The 17,502-nt window shown below is 27.7% G+C and carries 16 protein-coding genes and 1 other annotated feature; of the genes, 4 read left to right on the forward strand and 12 right to left on the reverse strand.

What is annotated here, in order from left to right; all coding sequences use genetic code 11:
• Nucleotides 1–16: 16 nt before the first annotated feature.
• On the forward strand, nucleotides 17–958 hold the full coding sequence (locus ACQPUW_RS10610) for an aminoglycoside phosphotransferase family protein (protein WP_430837461.1): 942 nt from the start codon (nucleotides 17–19) through the stop codon (nucleotides 956–958).
• Nucleotides 959–1,154: 196 nt separating this feature from the next.
• Here ACQPUW_RS10610 and ACQPUW_RS10615 read toward each other — a convergent pair whose 3' ends face one another.
• The 4 genes from ACQPUW_RS10615 to ACQPUW_RS10630 form a co-directional block, all read right to left on the reverse strand.
• A complete protein-coding gene (locus ACQPUW_RS10615) occupies nucleotides 1,155–1,379 on the reverse strand; it encodes a hypothetical protein (RefSeq protein WP_430837462.1) in 225 nt (74 codons plus the stop codon).
• 271 nt (nucleotides 1,380–1,650) lie between these two features.
• Entirely contained in the window at nucleotides 1,651–1,971 is a 321-nt protein-coding gene (locus ACQPUW_RS10620) for a hypothetical protein (RefSeq protein WP_430837463.1), read from the reverse strand.
• A gap of 201 nt (nucleotides 1,972–2,172) precedes the next feature.
• Nucleotides 2,173–2,406 carry a hypothetical protein gene (locus ACQPUW_RS10625; protein ID WP_430837464.1) on the reverse strand — a complete coding sequence of 78 codons (234 nt, stop codon included), beginning with the start codon at nucleotides 2,404–2,406 and terminating at the stop codon, nucleotides 2,173–2,175.
• 399 nt (nucleotides 2,407–2,805) lie between these two features.
• A complete protein-coding gene (locus tag ACQPUW_RS10630; protein WP_430837465.1) occupies nucleotides 2,806–4,341 on the reverse strand; it encodes a thiol-activated cytolysin family protein in 1,536 nt (511 codons plus the stop codon).
• A gap of 655 nt (nucleotides 4,342–4,996) precedes the next feature.
• On the opposite strand from ACQPUW_RS10630, the gene ACQPUW_RS10635 reads away from it, so the two are divergent.
• The gene (locus ACQPUW_RS10635) at nucleotides 4,997–5,647 is read left to right on the forward strand and encodes a glycosyltransferase (protein ID WP_430837466.1); all 651 of its coding nucleotides are present in this window, start codon (nucleotides 4,997–4,999) and stop codon (nucleotides 5,645–5,647) included.
• A 162-nt stretch (nucleotides 5,648–5,809) separates the two neighbouring features.
• On the opposite strand, the gene ACQPUW_RS10640 is transcribed toward ACQPUW_RS10635, so the two are convergent.
• The 3 genes from ACQPUW_RS10640 to ACQPUW_RS10650 form a co-directional block, all read right to left on the reverse strand.
• Nucleotides 5,810–6,790 (reverse strand): lysozyme inhibitor LprI family protein, encoded by a 981-nt coding sequence (locus tag ACQPUW_RS10640; RefSeq protein ID WP_430837467.1) that lies wholly within the window; start codon nucleotides 6,788–6,790, stop codon nucleotides 5,810–5,812.
• 47 nt (nucleotides 6,791–6,837) lie between these two features.
• Nucleotides 6,838–7,668 carry a hypothetical protein gene (locus ACQPUW_RS10645; protein WP_430837468.1) on the reverse strand — a complete coding sequence of 277 codons (831 nt, stop codon included), beginning with the start codon at nucleotides 7,666–7,668 and terminating at the stop codon, nucleotides 6,838–6,840.
• Between the two features lie 175 nt (nucleotides 7,669–7,843).
• Complete coding sequence (locus ACQPUW_RS10650) at nucleotides 7,844–8,713, reverse strand: PHP domain-containing protein (protein WP_430837469.1); 870 nt, start codon at nucleotides 8,711–8,713, stop codon at nucleotides 7,844–7,846.
• Nucleotides 8,714–9,058: 345 nt separating this feature from the next.
• Between ACQPUW_RS10650 and ACQPUW_RS10655 the strand changes: the two genes are divergently transcribed.
• Complete coding sequence (locus tag ACQPUW_RS10655; protein WP_430837470.1) at nucleotides 9,059–11,149, forward strand: [FeFe] hydrogenase, group A; 2,091 nt, start codon at nucleotides 9,059–9,061, stop codon at nucleotides 11,147–11,149.
• 190 nt (nucleotides 11,150–11,339) lie between these two features.
• Here the strand turns inward: ACQPUW_RS10655 and brnQ are convergent, their stop codons facing one another.
• From brnQ to cbiM, 4 genes are all read right to left on the reverse strand, one after another.
• Nucleotides 11,340–12,689: a branched-chain amino acid transport system II carrier protein gene (gene brnQ, locus ACQPUW_RS10660; protein WP_430837471.1), complete on the reverse strand. Its 1,350-nt coding sequence runs from the start codon at nucleotides 12,687–12,689 to the stop codon at nucleotides 11,340–11,342.
• Between the two features lie 239 nt (nucleotides 12,690–12,928).
• Nucleotides 12,929–13,214: a binding site (T-box leader), on the reverse strand.
• 163 nt (nucleotides 13,215–13,377) lie between these two features.
• Entirely contained in the window at nucleotides 13,378–14,103 is a 726-nt protein-coding gene (locus ACQPUW_RS10665; RefSeq protein WP_430837472.1) for an energy-coupling factor ABC transporter ATP-binding protein, read from the reverse strand.
• 35 nt (nucleotides 14,104–14,138) lie between these two features.
• Nucleotides 14,139–14,936, reverse strand: coding sequence for an energy-coupling factor transporter transmembrane component T family protein (locus ACQPUW_RS10670; RefSeq protein ID WP_430837473.1), 798 nt, complete (start codon nucleotides 14,934–14,936; stop codon nucleotides 14,139–14,141).
• Nucleotides 14,937–15,083: 147 nt separating this feature from the next.
• On the reverse strand, nucleotides 15,084–16,055 hold the full coding sequence (gene cbiM / locus ACQPUW_RS10675) for a cobalt transporter CbiM (RefSeq protein ID WP_430837474.1): 972 nt from the start codon (nucleotides 16,053–16,055) through the stop codon (nucleotides 15,084–15,086).
• A gap of 428 nt (nucleotides 16,056–16,483) precedes the next feature.
• Here cbiM and ACQPUW_RS10680 point away from each other — a divergent pair, with 428 nt between their 5' ends.
• Nucleotides 16,484–16,996: an AmiS/UreI family transporter gene (locus ACQPUW_RS10680; protein ID WP_430837475.1), complete on the forward strand. Its 513-nt coding sequence runs from the start codon at nucleotides 16,484–16,486 to the stop codon at nucleotides 16,994–16,996.
• A 104-nt stretch (nucleotides 16,997–17,100) separates the two neighbouring features.
• On the opposite strand, the gene crcB is transcribed toward ACQPUW_RS10680, so the two are convergent.
• Complete coding sequence (gene crcB / locus ACQPUW_RS10685; RefSeq protein ID WP_430837476.1) at nucleotides 17,101–17,487, reverse strand: fluoride efflux transporter CrcB; 387 nt, start codon at nucleotides 17,485–17,487, stop codon at nucleotides 17,101–17,103.
• Between the last annotated feature and the right edge of the window lie 15 nt (nucleotides 17,488–17,502).

Below are 17,502 nucleotides of genomic sequence, written 5' to 3' on the forward strand. Positions count from 1 at the left end.
TACAAATATTTATTAGGTGGTGATTAAAGTTCATAAAGAATTAATTGATATTCCAGATTATAAAGATTGGACTCTTATTAAGAAAATAGATGAAGGCTGGTCAAAAGATATAAAATATTACATAGAAGATTGTAATAAAAATAAGTTACTCCTTAGACTTTCAGATATTAGTATGTTAGAGCCTAAAAATAAAGAGTTTGAAATAATAAAAAAATACAATTCTTTATCTTTTGAAATGTCAAAAGTAATTTCTTTTGGGATATGTAATAATAAACAAAATGTTTATATGCTCCTAAGTTGGGTTGAAGGAGAATCCTTAATAACTGCTCTTCCAAACCTTTCTGAAAAGGAACAATATAGTCTTGGCTTAGAAGCTGGAAATATTCTAAAAGAAATACACTCTATACCTGTAATAAAATCTGATATGCCTGTAGAAAATAGACAAGAACGAAAAGTAAAAAAACTAATTAAATATGAAAATAGTTCTGTTCGTATTAATAATGATAAAGATGCATTAAAATTTATCAAGAAAAATATTAGGAAATTAAATTCATTACCCCCAGTCTATACCCATGGCGACTTTCATGTTGGTAATTTAATTCTTACTCCTAATAATAATGTAGGTGTAATTGACTTTAATAGATGGAAATGTGGAGATGGATATGAAGAATTCTATAAAGTTCAATTCTTTGATATTGAAGTAAGTATTCCATTTGCAATAGGGCAAATCGATGGATATTTTAATAATGAGCCTCCACTTAAATTCTGGGACATATTATCTGTTTATGTTACACACTCTTCACTTACTGCAATAAATTGGGCTGAAGCATTTGGAGAAGATGAAATTAATGGAATGAAATTACGATGTATTAATGCTTTTAAAGACTTTAATAATTTTAAAAGCATTATTCCCAACTGGTACAAAGATAATTATAAAAAATATAGAACTATGATATAAATATATAATAAATTCTTATTAATTATATTTATATCATGAGTAGAAAATACTCCATTTATTGATAATCAAGAAATTTTATTAATATGGATAAATAATTTTCAATATAAAAAAAGAACTATTAGGTTAGCCTAATAGTTCTTATACTTTCTATAATACTTTCAAAGTTTCTTTTAAAAACATTATGCAAAGCACTTAATTATTTTCTAGCTTTCATATCTGATTCTAGCTCTTTTGCAAATTCTTTTTCCATAGAAGCTTCTTCTTTTGCTTCTCTATCTAATTCTTGAGTTATTTTCTTTCCAAGAACATTAGCTTCTTTTTGGTCTTCTTTGTAAGCTTTGCTATTTTCATTTACAACCTTAAGATCTTCTTCTGCTTTACTTCTTATTTCTTCTTTTAATTCTTCAACTTTTTTACTCATAATAAAACCCTCCTAAATAGAAATTCAAATAGATTTCTAATATTTTTTATACTCATATTATAACAAGATTATTTGAGAAAAAAATATCTTTGAATTAAGTTTAATTAAAACTATGATAAATCTTTACAAAGTAATATTTTTATTCATTTATAAACAAAATTATTATACTTTACTATTTCTTAATAAAAGTTTTTTCATCTATCTTATAATAAATTGCTTCTACATAATATATTCTATTATAAGTTTTATATCTTATTTTAATTTATACTATCTATTCTTTTATATTAGCTAAATTTATAACAGTTTTAATTGCTTGATAAATATAATTAACATATAATGTAATTAAGATGAATTTAATCATAAAGGAGGTCATCATGAAAAAGATAATTTCTCTAGCTCTACCAAGCTTACTTATTCTTTCATTAATATTCATTGACTTACTTAACCCATATTCAAAATACATTTTACTTGGATTATTCATAGTCTTTCCAATTGCATTTATCGTCCAAGGTATCCTTTGCAAAGATTCAAAAAATAATTTAATAGTAGGATTAATACTATCATCACTATCTGTAATATTACCTGTTTCCATATTCTATAACATGAGTAGTACACTACCATTTCTAATAGTCTATATATTAATTAGTACTTTATCATTCTTCTTATCAAACAAAGTAAAATCAAAATGTATACTTAAAAATAGCTAATAAATAAAAGGTTTAGAATATAAAAATATGAATTCTAAACCTTTTATTATATCTTTATAAACAATAAATATCATGTGTAAAATACTTTATCTTACTCTTTTTTTCTCTTTATTATTTCTAATACAAAGTAGAACACCAACAGTAATAATAGCTATATTACAGCTTATCTCTGTAACCCAGCTATAGAAGAAAATACTAAATATTCTACTAAGGAAATATCCTATCATAGGACTTAAAAGTATAATAACATATCCTATCCAATCAATCTTTAGTATATATTTAAAACTATCTAAAATACCTTCCCATGAAAGCTTATCCATCCTTTTCCCCCTAAACCCCTTAAATATTAATTATAATCCATATATATTTTACTATATTTTCTATAAGCTTCCATCAAAAATATTACTTGTATTTTAAAAATCTTTATTTTGACCTTTTTACTACCATCATATTTTCATCATAGCTTATCCCTAATTCTTTTTATAACTTTTCATTTAATTCCATAAGTTTATTATGTATTTTGGGTAAATAAAAATACATACAAAATCTAAACTTAAATGAAATTAATAAAAAAGCTTAGAAGTTATAAATTTATATCTTCTAAGCCTTTTGTTTTACTTTAAATATTTATTTTTAAGTATTAATATAATTGCTTTTATATCGCTATCATTAATATCTATTTTTTATATTAATTTTAGTACCTAAGTTAGATATTTTATTTAAACCTCTACTTCTATACTCTTTTTTGGGTATAACGTTGTACCCCAAATTGAGAAAGTACTTTGTTTTGTTAAAGGAACATTCTTTTCATCAAATACAGTTCTCCACCATTCCCACGCAAGACCTGTACACTCTTCTGCTTTAACTCTTATATTTCTTGCATTACCATCTAGTGGAATTTCAGTATAGAAATGAGCTGTTCTATCATATCCATTTCCATCCCAAGCTTTATGTTCTAAAACTTCATTTCCATCTTTGTCATAAGAAACTTCATCCCAAGTAACATAGAATCTCGCTACATAAGCTCCACTATGATCTAAAGCTATTTTACCACTTGAGTATTCTGTAGATGTAGTTTCTACATAATCAGTCTTATTATTAATTGAAGCTATAGCATTATCCTTTAAGAATACGCTTGTGTATGATATTGGATATCCTGGATTTTTAGCACTCATTTCTGCGTTAGACTTTATAACATTTCTAATTTCGTTAAAATCAGTAGTTATAATTTTGTTATGTTCCTTTGAGTCTCCCCCTAATACTACTGCTGTAAATGAGCTTTGATTAAGTATATCTTTGTATTCTGCATTGCTTTCAATATCTCCCTTTTGCAATAATGCTTTAAAAGCAGCTTTTACATTTTTGCTTTTTGATGTTGATTCTAACTTTACATAAATAGTTCTTCCATAAGAAACATTTGATACTAGCGCAGGCGGATTTTCATTGTTTATACCTTTTGCTTGTAAATCCTTAAATGTAACACTTTCATCAAATAAATCTGATGGCTTTTCAGGTAAATCAATGCTTGCTGTGTAGAATATTTGCTTGTATGCAGCAACCATAACAGTTTTTTGACCTTTAGCTATTGCATTAAAATCTATTCCAAGTGAAGTTCCAACTGCTTTAGAATTAACTTTAAGTGCTGTTGAAAGTTGTGATTCACTGTATACCATTGACTCTGAATATTGTGTCCTTGCTGGTAATGTATGTGTTGAAGAATATTTAGAATTCCATTTAGATACTAAAGTATCTACTGCAGCTGATACATTAGAGTATGTAGGGTTTTCTACTACAGCTTTATTTTCATTCCCCATTCCAGGTAAGTCTACGCTCACTGTTAAAGGCTTTCTTTTTGCTATTATTATGTCTGGTCTATTTTCTACAAGTGACCTATTAGCAAGCTGTATTGCTCCTGGATAAGTTCTATCAGTTACAGCATCAATTAAAGAAATGTCTGCTGTTCTTGATGATATATTCTTTTTCTCATGGTTAACTACTATAAATTTTCCAGGTTCCTTTTTTCCTTGCATTGGAACAAAACTTTCTATTTGATCTCCATTTGCTGATAATATTTCATTACGATTATAAGTTAAATTATAAATTCCATTATTGATAGCATAACTATTAACTTGTCCTAGATTATTATTTTGTGCATTATTATTCAATTCACTACCATAAGTAACTTGAATTGGCTGAATGATAAAACAACCAATTATCATTATGTAAAGTAGTAAGTGTTTTGATATTTTTTTCATTTGTGTGTCCCCCTTTTTGTTTTCAAAATTTATTAATATTTTTTATTTTTCATTTTATATTAATAAATTGGTTAATTAATTATACTAAGGAAATATATTCTTAATCAATGGCCAAAATAAAATTTTAGATTTTATTCATAAGTGACTAGCAATCTATACTTTAAGCACTTTTTATATTGAAAATTTCGCCTTGGATATTTATTCACGAAATAACATTCCGGCTCTTTGTAAACGTTTGTTAATCATCTTCAATATTCATATTTATTCACTAAATTTGAATATAAACATTGAACATTTTATTACTTTATTCAAATTATTTATTTGAATAAATACTACTCCTAATCTATGTGAATATTTTATTAACAGAATTGATTTAATTATTCTTTAAATGAATTTTAATTCATTTTTTGCTTATAATTTTTCATAAAGATTTTTCCTTCTATTCTTTCTATATATTAAATTTATTTTTATTTAACTTATTTTTATTTAACTTATTCTAATAAAATCTATATGTATACGAAACTAAATACCTACAAAGATTTGTAACTAATTGCTCTTATAAATTTTCATTCAATAGATTCAATATTTTAGTATACATACATACTGCTTTGAACAAACTAAGATAGAATTTCAACAATTAAAGGAGTAATTAATAATGAAAAAAATCATAAAAAATTCCCTATTGCTATTATTTTTATTTAATTTAGTTTTTGTTCCAGTAAAAGCTATAGCTATGGAAAATACATCTTATAAAGATGACTCTTGCAGTAAGGCTGCCTATGATTTAAAAATGGCTGAAAGAAAGCTTTGGATAGACCATGTTTTATGGACTAGAAGTTTTATTGTAAGTGATTTAGCTTCACTTGAAGATAAGGAGCCTGTATTAGAAAGACTTCTTAAAAATCAAGATGATATCGGTGATTCAATTAAACCTTATTATGGTCAAGAAGCTGGAAATAAGCTTGCTGCACTATTAAAAGATCATATAAAACTTGCTGGACAGGTAGTTGATGCTGCTAAAAGTGGAGATAAGAAAAATTTAGAAAAGTATACTAAGTTATGGTATGAAAATGCAGATGAAATAGCTAATTTTTTAAGTTCTGCTAATCCTAAATATTCAAATAAGGTTTTAAAGGATATGCTACATAGACACTTACAACTTGTCACAGCGCAAGCTGTAAGTAGATTAAATAAGGATTGGAAGAAAGATATTGAAGCATTTGATGAAGGTGAAGATCATATGATTAAGTTTGCTGATATACTTGCTGAAGGTATAATTAGACAATTCCCTCAAAAATTCAAATAATTAATATATTTATACTTAATGATTTTACTAAGATTAATTATAAAATTTACGAATTTTATAATAATAGATATTAAATAATTGACTCTCTATTGAATTAGAAATAAATAAGAAAGCTACTTAAATAGCTTTCTTATTTTATTTGTAATATATATTTTTATGAATCTATTTAAAGTATGCCGCTAATTGATAACACCTTTCTTTAGTTAAATCAGCCGCTTCTAAAGTACCTAACATTCTATACATCTGTGATCCTGCATCTGCACCTGAATTAATTGATGCTTGTTTAGCAGCACTTTCTTTTTCACTTATCCATTGTATTTGCTTTTCTTTTAATTTATTAAATTCACCTTGCGGTAAATCTTCTTTCAATTTACTCCATACAAAATTTAGAGCATCATCCCAATTGCTATAAATCTTATTGGCACTAGGCACAGAACCATCGAATTCAGGAGTTCTTTCTTCAACTCCATTTAAATATTTTAATATATTTGATTTACTATCAGAATTTTTATTTATATCCTGGTTTGCACTATTTTCACTTTTATTTTTTATATCTATTTTTTCTAATTCCGCAGTTACTCTTCCTTTTAAATCACTAATTTGTTGCTTTTGATTTTCATCTAATTCTTGCTTTTCTAAGTTTTCAATAACTCTTTTAGCTTCATCAAAGTTATTTTCATTTATTAGTTCTCTTACTTTGTTTATATTATTATCTATATCTTTATTACTATTAATTTCTTCATTTATTTTATTTTCTAAAGCATTAATATCTTCTTTAAGTGAATTATAATTACTATAAGATTTATTTATAGATTCTATCTCACTTTTTGCCTCAGTTAACTTTCCTTCATCAAAGAGTTTTTTAGCCTCTAAATACTTTTCAACCATATCTTTCAATTCAGAAGCCTTAGTGTTATCACTATCATCTTCTAATATTAAATCAAATGATATTAATGCTTTCTCATATTGTTTTTGTGAAATTAATTCAATTCCTTTTTTAACTGCTTTATTAGTACTTGAAGTTCTATATAAGAAGAACCCTGTTCCCCCTAAAATTGCAATTACTAATATTACTATTATTATCTTATATTCTTTTATTATCCTATTACTGTATGCTTTTATTATCTTATATTGTTTTTTCATAAATTTCTCTTCCTATTCTAATATTGAATTTTGATTCATTAGCCCACTTAATTAATTGGATATAGATTACCATCTGGCGCATGACTATATACTTTATTTCCACCTTCTGTTGAGATTACATAATGTGCCTCTCCGCCCTCATCGGCTTTAAGCGATGTAATCATAAATGTGTAATATGGATTACCATTTATTGTAGTTCTCCCACTATATTCAACCTTCGATTCTGGTGCAACTTGTTTAACTATTTGTATAGCTCTTTCTACAGTATTACCTTTTTCTTTTTGCTCTTTAGCTTTCTTTTCAACTTCTTCTTTAGCTCTTTTTTGAATATCTATTTTTGATAATTCGGTGCTAACTCTTGCACCTAGATCTTCAACTTGTATCCTTTGATTTTCATTTAATTTTTCTTTTCCTATTTTATCTATTAATTTCTTAGCCTCATCATAACTCTTTTTATTTATTAATTCTCGAACCTCACTTATGCTACCATTTATTTTTTCATCTTTTTTTATAGAGTCATCTATTTGATTCTTTAGTTCATTAACATCATCACTAAATCCACTAAAATTTGTATAATTACTATTTATTTCGCTTATTTTTTTATTAGCCTCTTCTGCTTGTCCATCATTTAAAAACTCTTTAGCACTTATGTATTTTTCTATCATTTCTTTTCCTTCCAATGCTTCCTTTTCATCTGGTTTTTCATCTAATGCTAATTCAAATGATGCTATTGCTTTTTTATATTCTTTTTGCGACATTAACTCCAGACCCTTTTCTACTACTTTATTAGTATTTAAGTTTTTATATAGGATTGCCGATACTCCTACTAATATAAACATCACAATACCACTTACTATTATTTTGTATTTTTTGTTCATATGTCCCCCTGATTTATAAAAATTAGTATAATATTAAAGTTTATTATTGTAATATACCCCTTTTATTATACAATTTACCAATATATAATTAAATACCATTATTGTACATTAATTAGATAAATTTAATTATTTGTATTGCAAAAAATAACCGTACTATTTTCAGTACGGTTATTTTTTAAACTACTAAATCAACAATTTTTTCAGGCTTCTGTTTAAAGTCCCCAATAAAAATATTAGGTTTATTCTTTCCATGAAAATCTGTACCACAAGTTATAATTAAATTAGACTCTACTGCTTTATCAAAAAAGTATTTTATATCCTCATCTGAATGATATGAGCTATATACTTCAATACCATCAATTCCTTCATCTATTAAATCATCAATTATTTCAAGATTACCTTTTAAGTTATTGCCCGGATGAGCAATTACTGATATCCCATTAGTTTCTTTAATCATTCTTATAGCTTCTTTTAATTGAATAAATTTTATATCTACATAAGCTGGTTTTCCTTTTGAAAAATAATCCCAATAAAAGTTTACAAAAGGCATATCACTTCTATTTCCACCTTCTATATAAGATTTTAATATAGGAGATTTAATATTTTCTTTATTTTCTAGTAATACCTCTGCTATTAACTCCCCTGTAACTATACCATTATGTGATTTTTTTAATACCTCATTAGCATCTAACTCTAAATTAGTAACCTCTTTTATCTTTTCAATTTTTTTAATTGCTGCTGCTCTTTCTTGAGCAAGAATATCTTCTTCTAATTTATTAAAACATTCATTTGTAAAATCTATGTTGTAACCAAGTAAGTGAAGATTAATTCCATTAAAAGTGCAGTCAATTTCTATCCCTGGTATTATATTTATATCTTTATCTTTCGCATATTCTATTGCTCTCTTTATTCCTTTAACAGAGTTATGATCTGTTATCGCAATTGTATCCATACCTGCTTTTATTGCCATATCAATGATTTCTTCTGGGCTTAATTCTCCATCATCACTAAAACAAGAATGGATATGTAAGTCTGATTTATTCATTTTATCCCCCTCCAGTACTAAAAACATAAAAATATTTCTACATAATATCTTTAATAATCCTTTAATATCACCCAATGTACCTTTATTTCTTCTTATCTATAATTATATTTCCACTTGAAATTTTTGTAAAGAAAATTAATATATAATAACTTTCTCATTAAAAATCATTATTATATCATAATACTTTTTAACTAATAATAATATTAATTAAATGTGTATATTTTTAACAAATATGATACTTTATTAAAACCTTTACCTACATTTATTTCTATATATTTACCTAAGTTTTATAATAGTAATATAATTGTAAAATTAATAGTTTTGTGTGTGAAAGGAATAATTTTTATGAGTAAACATGAATTTTTAAACATTAGAATTCCTATTGAAAAGGATAATCCATCTATACAAAGACATGAAGAATTATGTATTAAATGTGGTCAATGTAGACGTATTTGCGAAAATGATATTGCCGTTGGAAGACTATATGATATTGAAAGTACTGGTGATAAGGCAATATGCATTAATTGTGGTCAATGCTCTGATGTATGCCCTGCAAATTCAATAACTGAAGTATATGAATATGAGAAGGTTCGTGAGGCTATAAAGGATCCTAAAAAGATTGTTATCTTTAGTACTTCACCTTCTGTACGTGTAGCTCTTGGAGAGGAATTTAATTTACCTGCTGGTTCTTTTGTTGAAGGTCAAATGGTAGCTGCACTTAGAGCTCTTGGTGCTGATTATGTATTAGATGTTGATTTTGCAGCTGATCTAACTATTATGGAGGAAGCCTCTGAACTTATTGAGCGTATAACTAAGAAAACAAAGCCATTACCTCAATTTACAAGTTGTTGTCCTGCTTGGGTTAAATTTGCTGAGACTTTCTATCCAAGTATTCTACCTAACATTTCCTCAGTGAAAAGCCCTATTGGAATGCAATCTGTTACTATCAAAACATATTTTGCAAAGGCAAAAGGAATTGATCCTAGAGATATTGTTAATGTAACCGTAACTCCATGTACTGCTAAAAAGTTTGAGATTCGTCGTCCTGAAATGAATACTTCTGCTTCTTACAATAACATTCCTGAACTTAGAGATATGGATCATATTATTACTACTAGAGAATTAGCCAAATGGATGAATGAAGATAATATTTCTTTTGATTCATTAGCTCAAAGTAACTATGATAAGCTTATGGGAGAAGCTTCTGGTGGTGGAATTATCTTTGGAAATACTGGAGGTGTTATGGAAGCTGCTCTTCGTACAGCTTATTACTTTATTACAAATGAAAATCCACCTGAAAAATTATTAGATTTAACTCCAGTTCGTGGACTTGAAGATATTCGTGAAGCAACAGTTAACATTGGAGATTTATCATTAAAAGTTGCAATTGTTCATGGAACTGATAATGCAAAGACGTTAATAGATAAATTAAATGCTTCTGAAGTTTCTTATGATTTTGTTGAAGTTATGACTTGTCGTGGTGGTTGCATAGGTGGAGGTGGACAACCTAAGAGTGCTATCCCTATGGTTGATAATATTCGTTCTAAAAGAATTCATGCTTTATATAATAGAGATGAGCATAAGTCTATAAGATCAAGTTATGAAAATCCTGATATAAAGCGTGTTTATGAAGAATTTTATGGCGAGCCACTTAGTGATCTTGCTAAAGAATTGCTTCATACAACTTATACTGATAGAAGTGATACTTTAGGTCCAAAAGAAATGGTTTGTGAAAGACTTTCTAGTTATGCACCTGCTACAAGCAATGATGTATCTACTAGTACATCTAATGATGATACTACTGGTGCTAAGAAGAGCTATAAGTGTTCTATTTGTGGATATATTTATGTTGGTGATGAAATTCCTGATGATTATAAATGTCCAGTTTGCGGTGCTAGTAAGAAAGCTTTTGTTCTTTTGAAAGACAACAATTCTAATAAAGATACTACTTCTGATGAAGATAGTAATTCTAATAAAACTAAAAAAAGTTATAGGTGTTCTATCTGCGGATACATTTATGTTGGTGATGAAATTCCCGATAATTATACATGCCCAGTTTGCGGTGCTAGTAAGGACGCCTTTGTTCTTTTAGAAGATAACAATTCTACTAAAGATAGTAATTATAATAAAGATACTACTTCCAGTGAAACTAAGAAAAGTTATAAGTGTTCTGTCTGTGGATATATTTATGTTGGTGATGAAATTCCTGATGATTTTACATGCCCTGTTTGTGGTGCAGGAAAAGAAGCCTTTATTCCTATTGAAGATGATAATTCTGATCCAACATCTAGTAAAGGTATTACTTCTACCGAAAGTCAAAAGAGCTATAAATGTTCTATTTGCGGATATATTTATGTTGGTGATGAAATTCCTGATGATTTTACATGCCCTGTTTGTGGTGCAAGAAAGGAAGCCTTTGTTCCTATTGAAGAATAATGTGAAGTAAAACTTTTTATATTTATTCTTAATAATTTTATTTTAATTCTATATAAAAAGTACTGTATAGAAAAAACCTATACAGTACTTTATTTTTAAATAATAACTAATAAAATCTTATACCTTTAATTTATCATATCCTAAAATAATGCAGATTTTATAATTTAAATTTTATTATTCTATCTCATTATCAAGAAACTTCTTCCTCACTTAATAACTCCTTATTTCCTACTTTATCCTTAACTAAATTTAAACACATACCTATACCTACTCCAAATAAAGCTGGAAGTACCCATCCTAACCCTTTATCATAAAATGGCAACCACTTAACAATATTTTCAATGACTGAAATATTAATAGAAGCATTACTTAATGCATAGATAACACTTACACAAGAAGTAATTCCTATAGTCACTCCATATACCATTTGATTTCCTTTAAATAACTTATCACACATTGCCAGTACAATTAAAACTATAGCTACAGGGTATATTGCATCAAGAACTGGAACTGATACTTTAAGAATTTTTGTAAGTCCCATATTAGCTAGTACCATACTTGATAATGAAAGAACTCTAACCCAAGTTTTATAACTTACCTTTGAGCTTAACGTTACAAAATATTGACTACATGAAGTTATAAGTCCAACGCAAGTTGTAAGACAAGCTAATGTAAATATTACTGCAAGAAGTACCGCGCCTCCATCACCAAAGATATATAGCATTACATTTGCAAGGGTTTGCGCTCCATTTTCAGTTCCTCCGAATCTTCCACCACTTGTTGCTCCTAAGTGGGCTAACATTGAATAGATTATAATTAATAATCCTCCTGCAAATACTCCTGCCTTTACTGAATTTTTAACTACTGCCTTTTCTCCTTTAATCCCTTTAGATTTTATTACAAGTGATATAACAATACCGAAATTTAAAGCTGCAATTGTATCCATAGTCATGTACCCATCTAAAAATCCACTTATAAAAGGTGAATCTACATAGCTTCCTGTTACCTCTCCATAAGAACCTAATGGCTTAAAAATACTTGCTATAAAAATTGCTGAAATTAAAATTAATAAAATTGGTGTTAAAATCTTACCCATACGATCAACTAACTTAGATGGGGTTAAACAAAGCCAATAGGCTACTAAGAAAAATACAAATGTATAAATGAATAATGCTAATCCATGTGATATTAACCCTTCTGGTAGAAATGGTCTTACGGCCATTTCAAAAGGTAAACTTCCTGCCCTTGGAATTCCAAGTCCTGGTCCAATTGAAAGGTATATAAGAACTGTAAATACCGTTGCAAATAGAGGATGCACCCTACTTGCTAGATTGTGAAGTCCTGAAGATTTTGCTACTGCAATAACTCCTAAAACAGGAAACCCAACTGCTGTAATAAAGAACCCGCCCATAGTGACCCATGTTGCATTTCCTGCTGCTTGTCCTAGAAAAGGTGGAAAAATTAGATTTCCAGCTCCAAAAAATAGTGAAAAAAGCATTAAGCTTACAAGTACTAAATCTTTTCTTGATAAATTATTCATTTTAAAACGCCCCCAATTAATAATTTTACTTTTTAAATCATTCCAGTTTTATGTCTCCTTCTATGTCCATATAAATGCCCCCTTTTTTCCTATTAATTTATGTAGTAACGCTAAACTACAATGTGGTATAAGTTATATACACACTTTTTTATAAGGATTTATTTAAGCACTCATTATTAAATTCTTAAAGTATACTGCTCTTAAAATCCCTAAAAAAATAAAAAAATCCCCGTCCCTATAAAAGGGACGAGGTCTAATCGCGTTACCACCCTAATTCTATAAACAAATTATTATAATAAAACTTAATTTAATATATAAATTAAGTATGTTTATAGCACCTTAAATACGTACATCTTAATACGCTTTTCCTGTAACGGTGAAAATCCGATAAAGCTTACTAAAAAATATTTTCAGCTTTACTTCTCAGAGATGATTTTCAGAAATACATTGAACATTGGCTTACAGCAAAATGCCAACTCTCTGTAGAACAATAATATACCTACTTTTTCTCGTCATAGAATTTAATTTTGGTCTTCATTAAATTTTATTATATTTTATACCACTATTTTCAAATTGTCAATTATTTTCCAACCTTATTTGTTTTTTTATTTAGTTCTTATTCTAAAAAATCTTTCATCTATGTTTTATATAAATATATCTATATATATGTTTCATATATAATATTTACTTATAAAATATTATTATTTTCCAAAAACTCTATATCCTCAAATATTTTTTCAAAATCATCATCCTTTATTACGTGATGATTCTCAGAAAATACTATTCCTCTTTTAAAAATTCCCTTTACATATCCAAATTCATGCGTAGAGCATATTATTGTTTTTCCACTCTCATTAAGCTTTATTAATAATTCTCTTATGAATTTTTTTCCTTTAGGATCTATTTCATTTAGCGGTTCATCTAATACAAGAACTTCTGGATTTAAAGAAAGCACACTAGCAATTGCAACTCTCTTCTTTTCTCCTCCACTTAAATTATATGGTTCTCTATCTTTAAGATCCTTTATATCTAATAATTCTAAACAATCATTAACTCTTATTTGTACTTCACCTTCACTTAGTCCCATTTGTCTTGGTCCAAAAGCCACCTCATCATATACAGTTGAACAGAAAAGCTGAGCGTTGGAATTTTGAAATATAAATCCAATTCTTTTATGAAATTTTTTTGAAAATGCACTATCATTTAATTTCTTTTCTGTAATATCATCATCATCAAATATATATTTCCCTTCTCCTGGACTTAAAATACCATTTAAAACCTTCAATAATGTAGACTTACCACAACCATTTGGTCCAATTAGTGCTACTGATTCGCCTTCTTTTATTTCAATATTTATATCTCTAAGTGCAATCTTATCCTTATAGGAAAAATGTACATTTTCTAATTTTATCATAAAACCTCATCCTTCTCTTTAGTTACTTTTTTCTATTATACTATAAAAAATACTACTACCATTAATACGCTAACAAATAAATATATTGCATCTGTTACTGTAAATTTAAATTTTGAATATGCTACATATTCTCCTGTAAAGCCCCTACATTCCATAGCTGAATACATCTCTTCACCCATTGTTTTTGATTTTAGAAATAAATTCCCTATAATTCTTGATAATGAATTTCTTTTCTCATTGTTTTTTCCAACAGATTTTAATTTTAATGCATATAACATCTTTAGTGAAAAATCTCCTAATACATATATATATTTTATAGTTATATCAAATACTAGTATAAACATATCTGGAACAAAAAACATTTTAAGTGCTTTAGTTATATCGCTCCACTTTGTTGTATATGAAAGTGTATTAACAAGTAATACTGTTATAAATACTTTTAAAATTAGCATTATACTACTCTGTGTATTTCCCATAAAAAATATAGATGGCAATAACATTATTAAAGTAAATACAGGGACTATTAAACTCACTGCTAATATCTTTTTTATTGCAATTCCATCTAAAATACATAAATATACTAATGAGTATGCTAACATACAATATACAAAATCCATATTCTTAGATAGTGATAAAAATATAATTAATCCTATCGTAGATGATAATTTTACAAGTGGATTTATTTTATATATTAATCCATCTGAACTATTATTCTCTCTTCGTATCTTTGAAAGTATTGTTACAATTCCAACTATACTTTTATCTAAAAACTTTTCTTTATCTCTAACCGGTTCATAATCATCCTTCTTTAATAACCACTCATTAACTTCCATAATCTATAGATTCTAAAAAATATATAATTGTTTTTAGAATCTCAATTCACCTCTTTTATACTTAGTAATAATCTTCATCATATATAATAATAAACCATAGAAAAGCTAAGTGTTTACTTTAACCTTTCTATGATTTATTTAATATTTTTATTCTTTCTTAAGACTTGCAATTACTTTAAATAATATTATAAGTGATGCTACTCCTATTACTGCCGATAATATATATCCTGCAACAGGCCCTAATCCACTAAATCCATATCCATCTCCAAGAGCATGATATGAGAAACCTGAATTCATTCCATTAGGAATATATCCAATTAAATCCTTTACTTCATCAGCACCCCATTCACCCCAAGCTGTACCTGATGCTATAAGACCAAGAGGTGTTAATATTATCATTACAACTATAGCAACAATTGAACCTTTAAACACTGAACTTATGTTTTCTTGTCCTCCATCATGAATTGTTGCTGGTGATACTTTTTTAATATAAGCATATACACCTACCGTAACAGCCCCTTCAAGTAATCCAATTAAAAGATGTGTTGATACCATAGCTGGTATGGATACACTTAATGGATATGGACAATACAAAGGTTGTCCTAATGAATTTTTAAATAATAGAGGTTGTATTCCAAATTCTATTGCTGCACATAACGCTGCTATATTTAATCCTAAATAGCTTCCAACAAAAGCTGCTACATACTCTCCCTTATCACTTTTAATTTTTGATTTTAAAAATGTATAAGTATAATAGCCAACAACCGGCATAATAAATGCCATGTTAAATGCATTTGCTCCATATGCAAGTATTCCACCGTCACCAAAGAATAAACATTGTATTAATAAAGCTATACTAGCGGCTATGGTGGCCGATGCTGGACCTAACATTATCGCTATTAAGACTGATCCAACTGCATGGGCGCTAGTTCCTCCTGGTGCTGGAACATTAAACATCATTAATAGAAATGAAAATGCTGCACAAACTCCTAGCATTGGGATTTTCTTTTTACTTAAGTCTCTCCTCACTTTGCTTATGGAGTGCTTCCATACTGGAATCATAACCGCCCCCATAACTGCACAAGTGGATGGACTTAAATAGTTTTCTGGTATATGCATAGTATCTCCTCCAAACAGTATTACATAGTTCTCTATTATTAGATATATTTAATAGAGTTTTCCCAAAATCGTTTGTTATTAATTCAATTTTATACAATAAAAATTCCATTTTCAAGGACTATTGTATTTTCATGTATACATTTAACATATATTTAAATATATATAAATATTGGTTCTTATTTATTAATTTCCTTCCATATCCTTCATAATTAATCTCTGAATTTATCATATTTATACTTATTTGTAATACCTTTTTAACTATTAGCCTAAATATTTTTTATTTGTTAATTTTGGTAATCTTTTTTTTACACCAATTCATATCATCCATCATGTGAAAATATTCCTTTAAATTATATACTTTATATAATAGATAATATTTAAGTTGTTCAATCCTTTCTATAAAAATAACTTTATAGGAGGGATGTTATATGTTAGGAGTAGTCTTATTATACGTAGGTATAGTACTGATAAGTAATGGTATGGCAAGGCTTTTCAATATAAATGATAAGTCAGTTGCTGTAATGAATATTTTCACTGGAGGTTTATCAGTAATATGTAATATTATTGTTATTGTTCAAGGTCAATTTGCAGGAAATCAAATGGATTTCTATTCAGCAGCAACAGGTTTACTATTTGGGTTTACATACCTTTATGTAGCCTTTAATACAATTTTAAAACTAGATACAAGACTTTATGGTTGGTATAGCTTATTCGTTGCAATAAACTCTATTCCAGCAGGTATCTTATGTTTTAAACACTTTGGTGGAGATTGGAGAATGGGAATCATTTGGTTCTTATGGGGACTATTATGGTTAACAGGTTTCATAGAATGTGTATTGAAAAAACCACTTGGAAAATTTGTAGGATACTTAGGAGTTTTTGAAGGTATAGTTACAGCTTGGATTCCAGGATTCTTAATGCTTGTAAGTCTTTGGCACTAATTTCTTAATTTTTTTAATGTAGAAGGATCGAACAACTTAAATATAACTAAAAAAGTTTACAGTAAATATATTTACTGTAAACTTTTTTAGTTGCTATACAATTATTAAGCTGCAATTATTAATTTTGCTACTGCTTGTCCAACTAAAACTCCTATAAGACTTAAGAATAAATTTAAGACTATATTCAATATTCCCATCTCTATCTTTCCGCTTGTAAAAAGATTTATTGATTCTAGTGAAAAAGTAGAAAAAGTTGTAAGACCACCAAATATACCTGTTGTTATAAATAATTTTGCCTTTGGTGATACTATATTTGCTAGGCTTAACTGAACAACAAAACCTATCAAAATTGCTCCTGCGACATTTACGATTAATGTACCATATGGTATTGGATTTTTGAAATTTTTTGTACAAAAATCTGATACTAAATATCTTGTTGCTGCTCCAATAAATCCTCCACATCCTACTATTAATGCTAATATACCTTCCATATATAAACATCTCCT

The organism is Clostridium sardiniense, assembly GCF_050584765.1.
Taxonomy (GTDB): Bacteria; Bacillota; Clostridia; order Clostridiales; family Clostridiaceae; genus Clostridium; species Clostridium sardiniense_A.

Bases quoted from the DNA above. Each gene is read 5' to 3' on its own strand.
- ACQPUW_RS10615 (WP_430837462.1), bottom strand. From the start codon at position 1,379: ATGAGTAAAAAAGTTGAAGAATTAAAAGAAGAAATAAGAAGTAAAGCA.
- ACQPUW_RS10620 (WP_430837463.1), bottom strand. From the start codon at position 1,971: ATGGAAACAGGTAATATTACAGATAGTGATGATAGTATTAATCCTACT.
- ACQPUW_RS10625 (WP_430837464.1), bottom strand. From the start codon at position 2,406: ATGGATAAGCTTTCATGGGAAGGTATTTTAGATAGTTTTAAATATATA.
- ACQPUW_RS10630 (WP_430837465.1), bottom strand. From the start codon at position 4,341: ATGAAAAAAATATCAAAACACTTACTACTTTACATAATGATAATTGGT.
- ACQPUW_RS10635 (WP_430837466.1), top strand. From the start codon at position 4,997: ATGAAAAAAATCATAAAAAATTCCCTATTGCTATTATTTTTATTTAAT.
- ACQPUW_RS10640 (WP_430837467.1), bottom strand. From the start codon at position 6,790: ATGAAAAAACAATATAAGATAATAAAAGCATACAGTAATAGGATAATA.
- ACQPUW_RS10645 (WP_430837468.1), bottom strand. From the start codon at position 7,668: ATGAACAAAAAATACAAAATAATAGTAAGTGGTATTGTGATGTTTATA.
- ACQPUW_RS10650 (WP_430837469.1), bottom strand. From the start codon at position 8,713: ATGAATAAATCAGACTTACATATCCATTCTTGTTTTAGTGATGATGGA.
- ACQPUW_RS10655 (WP_430837470.1), top strand. From the start codon at position 9,059: ATGAGTAAACATGAATTTTTAAACATTAGAATTCCTATTGAAAAGGAT.
- brnQ (WP_430837471.1), bottom strand. From the start codon at position 12,689: ATGAATAATTTATCAAGAAAAGATTTAGTACTTGTAAGCTTAATGCTT.
- ACQPUW_RS10665 (WP_430837472.1), bottom strand. From the start codon at position 14,103: ATGATAAAATTAGAAAATGTACATTTTTCCTATAAGGATAAGATTGCA.
- ACQPUW_RS10670 (WP_430837473.1), bottom strand. From the start codon at position 14,936: ATGGAAGTTAATGAGTGGTTATTAAAGAAGGATGATTATGAACCGGTT.
- cbiM (WP_430837474.1), bottom strand. From the start codon at position 16,055: ATGCATATACCAGAAAACTATTTAAGTCCATCCACTTGTGCAGTTATG.
- ACQPUW_RS10680 (WP_430837475.1), top strand. From the start codon at position 16,484: ATGTTAGGAGTAGTCTTATTATACGTAGGTATAGTACTGATAAGTAAT.
- crcB (WP_430837476.1), bottom strand. From the start codon at position 17,487: ATGGAAGGTATATTAGCATTAATAGTAGGATGTGGAGGATTTATTGGA.